The following is a 9,718-nucleotide window of genomic DNA, read 5'->3' on the forward strand; positions in this document are numbered from 1 at the left end:
CAACAGCACGGCGGCGACCGGAATGACGATCTTGACCGGCCAGATATGCGGATTCCAGAGGCTGGACGACCTTTCGAACTTGGCCGCGGAGTCCCAGGCCATATCGACGCCCTGCCAGATCAGCACCACGAGGAAGAGGAAGAACAGGAACGAGGTAGCGAGATCGACGACCGCCTTGTTCGCGCGGCTGAACTTGCCGTAGATGATGTCGACATTGACGTGGGCGCGCTCGACCAGAAGGTAACCGCCGGCAATCACCGCATACGCGCCAAAAATCAGCTGCGCGAACTCGGCGGTCCAGATCGCCGCGCTGCCGACGACGTAGCGCATGATCACGTCAGCCATCAGCAGCAGGAAAATCGGCACGATCAGCCATGCGGCGACCTTGCCGATCCAGATATTCAGTTGCGTGACCGCCCTGGCGAGTTTCAGCATCCTTTGACCCGTATCAGCTTGACGACGGCAAGCCGGCGGCGCGCTTTCACGCCGCCGGTACTTTCCAGGGAACAACCTTTAAATTCAGCCATGCCGCCCACCGTGCCCCGCCGGCCGGCGGCCGGTAGCGTCAGACGTAACCGAGGTCGCTCATCAGCGTCGTCAGGGCTTCGCCACCCTTGCTCGCAACCGGTCCCTTGGCGACTTCCTTCTGGAGGATGCCCTTCGAAGCGTCGGCAAACTTCTTGAGTACGTCGTCGGGGAAGCGAACCACCTCGACCTTCATCTTGGTCTTGCCGGTGTTGAGCGCGATCGCTTCCTTGTGCAAATACTCGACCGAACGACGGAAGTAGCGTTCCTCGATCAGGGCGAGGAACTGCAGCCGGAGATCGGCAGGCAGCTTGTCGAGCGCGGCCGTGCTGACGATCCAGCAGTCGTTGGTGACACCGAGCGCAGGCTTCATGTGATAGGGCGCTACTTCCCAGAACTTCATCGAGAGCGCACCGATCGCCGCGCCCCAGTGGGCGCCGTCGACGACGCCGGTCGAGATCGCCTGGTAGATCTCGGGGCCGGCGATCTGCTGCGGCGAGGTGCCGGCGGCCGACAGGTAATCGAGCATCGTGCCGGCCGAACGCACCTTCAGGGTGCCAAGGTCGGCCGCCGAGCTGATCTTCTTCTTCAGCACGATCTCGGTCGGGTAGGCCTTTTCGCCCAGCAGGATCACGCCCTTCGGGCGCAGTTCGTCGTTGACCATCTTCTCGATGCCGAGATTCTTGGTCAGGTGCATCAATTCCCAGGTTTCGCGCAGCGTGCCCGGCACGCCGTAATACAGTCCCATGGCCTGCGCCTCACCGAGGATGTAGGCCGGCGAGATGGTGCCCATCTGGACGACACCCTTGCGGACGACGTTGTATATCTCGCGGTCCTTCGCGATTTCGCCCGCGCCGTACAATTCCATCTTGAAACGCCCGCCGGTGCGCTCTTCCAGTTCCTTCTGGAGCACGACGAGACTGTCGTTGAACGAGCCCGAAGCCTTGGGCCAGTGCGACTGCACCTTCCAGGAAACCTTTTCCTGCGCATGGGCGGTTCCGATGACCGCAGGCATGGCAACCGCCGCAACGGAACCCATCAACACGTTTCGACGATTGAACTTGCTGTTCTGATCCGACATTCCGCTCCTCCTTCGCCCGCCCGATTTTGCTGAGACGTTGATCTTATTTTGAGGAATGAGAACATGGGACGAGTCGACAAGTCAATCGACGGTTCTTGCCTGCGTTCCGCTACGCGGAATGCAGCGAGTTTCCTGCGATCCATTTGCCGCGCCGAAATCACGCAACTGCGGATAGCAATAATTCGTCAGAGATACGAGAGGATCAGATAGGCCGCCGGCGTCCGCGTCCTATCGAACGACACCGGCAACCGTATCGTCCGGGTCAGCCGTGAAGTAATCGATGGTGAGCACCCCCAGCACGACCAGCACGCTCGTGATGATGCCGGGCAGAACGCCGAGGCAGCCCAACGCCATCACTCCCAACAGGAGAACGCAGAAAACATCGGCGGCAATTTTGCCGCCACGCTCGATCCCGTCCATTCTTCTCTGGAAATAGGCCATGATGTCCTCCCGCAATTGCCGCGGCGTTGGGTGCCGATGGCACAGGTGTTAGCAGAATAATGGTCGGCTGTGCCAGCGCGGCGATGGTTTCAGGTCGATCCATTCTCCGGCGGCGCCCTTCCGGCAGCGCGGGTCATTCGTCGAAGGTGGCGGGCTTCCGGCGGGGGGATTGCGGCGGCGGCCCGAATGCTCCCTAATACAGAGCGGACTTCGAGAGAGATTCCCCATGACACTCCCTGGCTTCACCGCTGATCCCGGACGGCTATCCGAATCGCTGGATCGCTGCTGTGCATCTTCACCACCGCTTCCATTCGCTGTGGCCATCGCGGGCCTGATGGCTGTTTTATCCGGCGGCGCGCGCATCGGACGTAACTGGAGCCTGCGTCTTGGCCTCGCGTCATTGATCCTGACGGTCGCGCTCGCCTCACCGGGTTTTGCGATGGAAGGCGCGGGGCTCGACGGGGCGACGCTGGGACTCGGTTGGGCCCTCCCCTTCGTCGGCATCCTGCTGTCCATTGCCCTGTTTCCCCTGCTCGCTCCTCATTTTTGGGAACACCACTTTGCCAAGATAGCGGGCGTTTGGGCGTTGCTCATTGCCGTTCCTCTCGCAATCTGGTTCGGCCCGGCTACCGCATCGCATGTGCTGGCCCATACGGCTTTTCTCGAATATTTTCCGTTCATTCTCCTGCTGCTGGCGCTGTTCACCGTGGCAAGCGGCATCGTGGTGACGGGCAACCTGCACGGCACGCCCGCGACCAACGTCATCCTGCTCGCAATCGGGACGGCATTGGCGAGCGTCATCGGCACCACCGGCGCTTCGATGGTGATGATTCGTCCGGTCATTCGGGCCAACGACGACCGCCCGCACAACGTCCATGTCGTCGTGTTCTTCATTTTCCTGGTGTCGAACATCGGCGGTTCGCTCACGCCACTGGGCGACCCTCCATTGTTTCTCGGCTTCCTTCGCGGAGTGGATTTCTTCTGGACCACCACGCACCTGCTGCCGGAAACGCTGTTCGTGACCGCGATCGTGCTCGGGCTCTTTTTCGCGATCGACACCGCCATTTTCAGGCGCGAGGGACACCTTCCGAAGGATCCGACGCCCGACCGTCCCATACGGGTGAGCGGCGGCATCAATTTCATCCTGGTCGGCGTCATCATCGCCGCCATTCTGATGAGCGCCAAGCTGAAGCTCGGAGTTGTGTCTGTCTTCGGCACTGAACTGGCCCTACAGAATCTGCTTCGCGACGGAATAATGATCCTGGTGACGCTTACATCTCTCGCACTTACGCCGAAGGCCAGCCATGCCGCCAACGGGTTCTCATGGACGCCCATCATCGAGGTCGCGGCGCTATTCGCAGCGATCTTCGTCACCATCATTCCGGTGCTTGCGATCCTGCAGGCGGGGTCGTCAGGCGCGTTCGCCCCTCTGATAGCACTCGTGACGAATCCGGATGGCACGGCGAACAACGCGGCGTACTTCTGGTTGACCGGCATTCTGTCCTCGTTCCTCGACAACGCGCCCACCTACCTGGTGTTTTTCGAGATGGCTGGCGGAAATGCGGAGCGCCTCATGAACCAGGGGGCACTGACGCTGGCAGCGATCTCGGCAGGCGCGGTCTTCATGGGCGCAAACACCTACATCGGCAACGCGCCCAATTTCATGGTCTACGCCATCGCGCGGGAACGGGGCGTGAAAATGCCCAGCTTCTTCGGCTACATGCTGTGGTCGGGCTGCATCCTTCTTCCCGTGTTCGCGCTGACCACGTTGATCTTCTTTCGATAAAATCCTGCCGCATGCCGGGGAGCGGGGTTCGCCGGGCATACGGCTGGTTCGCTACGCCGACGGCATGCCTTGTCGCCACTGGCCGCCGGAAATCTTGGCGGCGGCGATCACGGCCTGGGTGCGACTCTCGACGCCCAGTTTCTGCAGTATCGCCGAGACATGCGCCTTGATGGTGGCTTCCGACACGCCGAGTTCGTAGGCGATCTGCTTGTTGAGCAGACCTTCCGACAGCATCATCAGCACCCGCACCTGCTGCGGGGTCAGCGTCACCAGCCGGTCGCGCAGCCGCGTCATGTCGGGATCGGCGCTGGAGGTGAGGTCGGTGTCCGGCGGGATCCAGACGTCGCCCTCCATGATCCTGACGATCGCGTCGCGCAGCGTATCGACCCCGAACCGCTTGGGAATGAAGCCGGAGGCGCCGAAATCCATCGAACGGCGGATGGTGGCTCCATCATCGCTGGCCGAGACGATCACCACGGGGATCGCGGGGTACTGCGCGCGCAGGTAAATCAGGCCGGAGAAGCCGCTGATTCCCGGCATCGTCAGATCGAGCAGCACCAGATCGACGTCGGAATCCCGCTCCAGCAGTGAGGTCAATTCGTCGAACGAACCGGCCTCGCCGATCGTCGCCGATGGCACCACGCTGGCGACCGCCTGCCGCAAGGCATCCCGAAACAGCGGATGGTCATCGGCGATGACGAGATGCGTGCTGACGGCGGCAGTCATGGATGTTCTTGTGAGACGTTGCGGCAAACCATTGACCGCTTTGAGGAAGGTCTGCCTGGCGGGGTCAATTGATTGTCGTCTGACGGGCGGCTGCATGCAAGCGCACAATGTTGTCACGCCGCAAGGCGTTAACCCCTCGTTGTGCAACGCAACATCAACCGCCATCACCCCTTGAACAGCAGATCGCGGGTCAGCGCATCGATGGCCGCGACCGCGCGAAGCGCCGCATGCAACCGATCGCGGTCGCGGGCCGACAATCGCTTCACCGAAACGGTGTTGGAAGGCGGGGTTCCGTGGGCGATATCCTCGACCTGCTGCGAAAGGATGAGATCGAGAAACACGCTGTGGGCCTGGTCGAGCGCTTCGAGATCGCTCCGGCTGACGTGAACAAGCGCCATCACGGCGGCCAATCGCGCTGGCGTCGATCGTTCGGTCGCATGGTAGCGGATCGCCAGCGCGCGCGCCGCGGCGACGAGGCCGAACAGCCCGGCCGCCTTGAGATCGATGCGGCCGGCTTCGGTCCGGATGCCGCCGAAAAACTTCAGGCTCGTGGGCGTGCTGATGCCCTCGACCAGCAGCTTGGCGAACGCGGTCTGCCCCTTGGCTGCGTCGAAGGCAGACTGCCGCACGAGGACGGCCAGGCCGCCATCGCCGTGGACGGCCCGCAAGTCGAAAAATATGTCGACCGACAGCAGATCCTCGGGCCTGGAGCGCGTGACCCAGTGCCCGACCCGGTCCCGCCAGGTCGCGACCGAGCCGCGCCACGCCGCGTTGCTGGCCATGACACCACCCTTGCAATAGGGCACGCCGACCTGATGCAGGATATCCGCGACATGGGTTCCGAGCATCGCAAACCAGCGATCCTCCTCGCCGTCCGGCTCGCCCTGTTCGAAGATCACGGCGTTGTCCTGGTCCATCGCCAGCAGGCTTTCGCCGCGGCCGGCCGATCCGAGCACGATCAGGGCATAGCCGCAGGGCGGTCCGCCATGCCCGCGCTCGCGCATGATCCGCTCGGCGATCACGGCGGCCTGCCTGGTGAGCGCGCCGAGTTCGCGCGAGATCACTTCCGCGATGTCGCGGCCGGACAGGCCTTCCGCCAGCAGCGAATCCGCCACCTGCGGCAGTTTCGCCCAGGCCACCGCCAGTTCGGGAGCGTCCATGGCGGCGTCGATCTCGTCGCCGAGCGATATCGCTTCGCCGGCGCGCAGGCGCAGCAGATCCCGCGCGGACAAGGCTCCGACCACGCAGCCGGCTTCATCGACCACGCCGAGATGCCGGGTCTTCAGGCGATTCATGCGGCCGATGGCGCGATAGACGAAGGCGTCCGCCGGAACCGCCGCGAGCGGCCGGTTCATGATCTGCCCGACCGGCAAATCGAGGGCGGCGGCGCCAAATCGGGCGATCGCGCGCAGCAGATCGCGCTCGGTGACAATGCCCGTCTCCGCCGCCTTGACGCCGCCAGACGCGTCGGGCGGCGCCACGTAGACCGAGGATATTCTCTCGCCGGCCAGTCGCGCGAGCACGTCGTGGACCGACGCGCCGGATTCCACGAACACCGGGGGCGCCCGCATGATGTCGCGATTGCGGTGCCGGTAGGCGTAGCTGTCGAAGCGCTTCAGGGTCCGCTCCGCGTCGGTGCGCGACGGCGCCTCGACGGCCTCGATCCAGCCGCTCTGCGCCTGACCGTCGAGCACGGAAGTGAGGGCGAGGCAGGCCCGCTCGGCTTCGGCAAGGGTGCGGATGCCGTGGTCGCGCAGCTTCGGCAGCAGCGCCAGAAACACAAGTGCGGTGGTCGTCGCGTCGCCGAGAGCGGAATGCCGTTCGACGGCGTCGACGCCCAGCCACGCGGTGAGCTTCTCCAGAGTATAACCGGCCAGTTCCGGCGCGGCGATCTGCGCCAGCAGCCGCGTATCCAGCGTGCGCGGTCGCCGCCACGGCAGGCCGGCAAGGTCGCATTCGCGCTTCAGCACCGCCAGGTCGAACCCGACGGTGTGACCAATCACGATGGCCTGACCGAGAAACCCGTTGAAAACCGGCCAGACATCCGCGAAGGGCGGCGACTGCGCGACCATGGCATCGTCGATGCCGTGAATGCGCGTCGTATCCGCCGGGATCGTTTCGCCGCCCGGCCTCAGCAATTGACGGAACGAACCATCGCCCGCGAGCTTTCCGCCGGACAGCCGCACCCCGGCAAGCTCGATCACCCGCGCCTTGCGCGGATCCAGCCCGGTGGTTTCGGTATCGATCACGACGGCATCGAGCGACAATAGTGGAACGCCGGCGCTCGTCTTGTCCATCTCCCTCACCCCATGTGGCGGCCCGGGCCTTATGCCGGGGCGCCAACGAGCAATGCCTGCTGGACGGCGGCCCGGTCCATGCGCGAGATCAATTCGTCGTGGATATTGCACAGACAGACGCGGAGATAATTGCGGGTGGTCTGGAAATCCCGTCCGCGCAGTTTTTCATGAATCGGCATCATGTCGAAATAGGCTTCCGCCAGCGGATCGGGAATATCCATCACGCGCCTGGGCGCATGACCGCCGGCCAGATCGAGCCGATGCGCAAGGTCGGCGCGGGCTTCGAGCCAGGCGGTCTTGCCGATCGACGGGGGAACCGGATAGCGGTCGAACACCGAAAGAACAACGACGACAAGCTGGTCGAGCATGTGGCGGCGCTGCATGCCGTCGGCCCCGGCAGCCAGTACGCCATTGATCATTTCGCCGACCATCAAGAGGCCCAGCGGAAAGGCCTGCCAGCGCGAATACTCGACGGATTGCGCGAATTCCTTCTCGGCAAACAGAACCTTGGAATAGTGGCCCGCCCGGGCGCGGGAATACTCGTAGATTCCCTTTTGCACGATGAAGGCCGATTGTGCATCGACGAAATCCGCCAGCGCGTCCCGGTCGCGAATCGGCGGGCGGGGGCGAAACAATTTCTCGAACAGTTTCATTGCGATCTCATCCTGCCGGTCGAACACGGGCCGCTTGTGAGCTTAGCCTATCTGGTATCCGGCAAGTCCAACGTTCTCAACACCGCACTGTTGTTCGCAGTTGCAACAATCCGCCACCCCCCGAAAGTATAATTAAGCCTGACCGCCCGTAGTGTTAGCGTTCGTTGTTCCCATACCGGCGCAAGACCGGGTGGGGAGCGGCAATGGGGGGGTGCCGCACGGAAGGGATTCGCAATTCCCCTCGATCATTCCAACCGGTGCATTGCGACCGGTGCTTTGAGGAGGACTTGCAGCCCATGCCTGAATCGACAGACTTGAAACAGAGAGAAGAGGCCCATTGGGCAAAGACCTCCCGGCTGATGTTCATGCATCTCGGGGTCTGGTTCTTCTTCGGTTACGTCATCCACATGTTCGTGGTGCCGCTCAACAAGATCACGATTCCGATCCTGAACTTCCCGCTCGGTTTCTACATGGCGGCGCAGGGATCGCTCATCGTGTTCGTGGTCATGCTGTTCATGTTTGCGAAACAGCAGGACAAGATTGACCGCGAATTCGGCTTTGCCGAGGAAGATTAAGGGGAACGGACATGGCAACAAAGGCAGGCAGCTCCGACTTTCTCAATAACCTTGGGCGAGTCTACGGCATGTACACCGGAGGCTTTCTCGCCTTCGTCATTTTGATCGCGGTGCTCGAGCAGATGGGGGTCCCGAACAAAATCCTCGGCTACCTGTTCGTGTTCTTCACGATCTCGGTCTACGCCATCATCGGCGTTATGTCGCGAACGGCGCAAGTTTCGGAGTATTACGTCGCCGGCCGCAGCGTGCCGGCGTTTTATAACGGCATGGCGACCGGCGCCGACTGGATGTCGGCGGCGTCCTTCGTTGGCATGGCGGGCACCCTGTTCCTGCTCGGCTACGACGGCCTCGCCTGGGTGCTCGGGTGGACCGGCGGATTCGTGCTGGTGTCCATTCTGATCGGGCCCTATCTGCGCAAGTTCGGCGCCTATACCGTGCCTGACTTCCTGGCCTTCCGGTACGGCGGCAATTTCGCCCGCGGGCTCGGCGTGCTCGTGCTGGTCGCCTGCTCCTTCACCTATGTGACGGCGCAGATCTACGGCACCGGCATCATCGCCTCGCGCTTCCTCGGCATGCCGTTCGAACTGGCGGTGTTCGCCGGCCTTGTCGGTATCCTGGTCTGCTCGATGCTGGGCGGCATGCGGGCGGTGACCTGGACCCAGGTGGCACAGTACATCGTGCTGATCATCGCCTATCTGGTCCCGATCGTCATCCTGTCCACCAAGAACTACGGGATCCCGATCCCCGAACTGACCTACGGACAGGCCATTGCCGATATCACGGCGCGGGAGCAGCAGATGCTGGCATCCGGTCTTGCGACCGCCGCCAGCCTGAAGCCGCATATCTCGCCGTTCATCAACTACACCCCGCTGAACTTCTTCGCGATCATCCTCTGCATGATGGTCGGAACGGCTTCCTTGCCGCACATCCTGATGCGTTACTTCACCACCCCGTCGGTGCGTGCGGCCCGTCAGTCGGTGGCATGGTCGTTGCTGTTCATCTTCCTGCTGTACTTCTCGGCGCCGGCCTACGCGGCGTTCTCGAAGCTGGAAGTGTACACCAACGTCATCGGGCGTGATCTGACGGCCATTCGTCCATGGATCTTCAACTGGGGCGAACTCGGCCTGGTCCAGATCTGCGGCAAGAACGCCTCCAGTATCGACGCCATCGTGGCCGCGTGCAAAGCGATCGCCGATCATCCCGGCGTCGTCAGGCTGCAGGACTTCATCATCAATACGGACGTGATCGTGCTCTCCACCCCGGAGATCGCGGGACTTCCCTATGTGATCTCGGGTCTGGTCGCCGCCGGCGGTCTCGCCGCCGCGCTGTCCACCGCTGACGGGCTGTTGCTCGCCATCGCCAACGCGTTGTCGCACGACGTCTACTACAAGATGGTCGATCCCAACGCCCCGACCGTACGCCGGCTGATGGTCGCCCGCGTGCTGTTGCTGATCGTCGCCGTGATTGCGGCTGCGACGGCCGCTACCAAACCCGGGGATATCCTGGCCATGGTCGGCTGGGCCTTCTCGCTCGCCATGGCCGGCAACTTCCCGGCACTGGTGATGGGCGTCTGGTGGAAGCGCGCGACATCGACCGGCGCGGTCTGCGGCAGCATTGCCGGCGTCGGACTGTGC

9 protein-coding genes are annotated in these 9,718 nt (G+C 63.0%); 3 read left to right on the forward strand and 6 right to left on the reverse strand.

The features are described from left to right. From Q8R73_RS07520 to Q8R73_RS07530, 3 genes are all read right to left on the reverse strand, one after another. On the reverse strand, positions 1–435 hold a 435-nt coding region (locus tag Q8R73_RS07520), incomplete at its 3' end, for a TRAP transporter small permease subunit (RefSeq protein ID WP_305718911.1). A 130-nt stretch (positions 436–565) separates the two neighbouring features. Then, the gene (dctP, locus tag Q8R73_RS07525; RefSeq protein WP_305718912.1) at positions 566–1,606 is read right to left on the reverse strand and encodes a TRAP transporter substrate-binding protein DctP; all 1,041 of its coding nucleotides are present in this window, start codon (positions 1,604–1,606) and stop codon (positions 566–568) included. 228 nt (positions 1,607–1,834) lie between these two features. Beyond that, entirely contained in the window at positions 1,835–2,047 is a 213-nt protein-coding gene (locus tag Q8R73_RS07530) for a hypothetical protein (protein ID WP_305718913.1), read from the reverse strand. A 439-nt stretch (positions 2,048–2,486) separates the two neighbouring features. Here Q8R73_RS07530 and Q8R73_RS07535 point away from each other — a divergent pair, with 439 nt between their 5' ends. Next, positions 2,487–3,833 carry a sodium:proton antiporter gene (locus tag Q8R73_RS07535; protein WP_305718919.1) on the forward strand — a complete coding sequence of 449 codons (1,347 nt, stop codon included), beginning with the start codon at positions 2,487–2,489 and terminating at the stop codon, positions 3,831–3,833. A 51-nt stretch (positions 3,834–3,884) separates the two neighbouring features. Here Q8R73_RS07535 and Q8R73_RS07540 read toward each other — a convergent pair whose 3' ends face one another. The 3 genes from Q8R73_RS07540 to Q8R73_RS07550 form a co-directional block, all read right to left on the reverse strand. Beyond that, positions 3,885–4,559, reverse strand: a complete 675-nt coding sequence (locus Q8R73_RS07540) for a response regulator transcription factor (protein WP_305718914.1) — start codon at positions 4,557–4,559, stop codon at positions 3,885–3,887. Positions 4,560–4,723: 164 nt separating this feature from the next. Then, the gene (locus Q8R73_RS07545) at positions 4,724–6,856 is read right to left on the reverse strand and encodes a DUF294 nucleotidyltransferase-like domain-containing protein (RefSeq protein ID WP_305718915.1); all 2,133 of its coding nucleotides are present in this window, start codon (positions 6,854–6,856) and stop codon (positions 4,724–4,726) included. A 29-nt stretch (positions 6,857–6,885) separates the two neighbouring features. After that, the gene (locus tag Q8R73_RS07550) at positions 6,886–7,509 is read right to left on the reverse strand and encodes a hypothetical protein (RefSeq protein WP_305718916.1); all 624 of its coding nucleotides are present in this window, start codon (positions 7,507–7,509) and stop codon (positions 6,886–6,888) included. A 314-nt stretch (positions 7,510–7,823) separates the two neighbouring features. On the opposite strand from Q8R73_RS07550, the gene Q8R73_RS07555 reads away from it, so the two are divergent. Further along, on the forward strand, positions 7,824–8,084 hold the full coding sequence (locus Q8R73_RS07555; protein WP_305718917.1) for a DUF4212 domain-containing protein: 261 nt from the start codon (positions 7,824–7,826) through the stop codon (positions 8,082–8,084). A gap of 11 nt (positions 8,085–8,095) precedes the next feature. Beyond that, positions 8,096–9,718, forward strand: a 1,623-nt coding sequence (locus tag Q8R73_RS07560) for a sodium:solute symporter family protein (RefSeq protein WP_305718918.1), incomplete at its 3' end; no start/stop codon positions are given.

Origin of the sequence: Bradyrhizobium sp., assembly GCF_030697065.1 — a bacterium.
Taxonomy (GTDB): Bacteria; Pseudomonadota; Alphaproteobacteria; order Rhizobiales; family Xanthobacteraceae; genus Bradyrhizobium.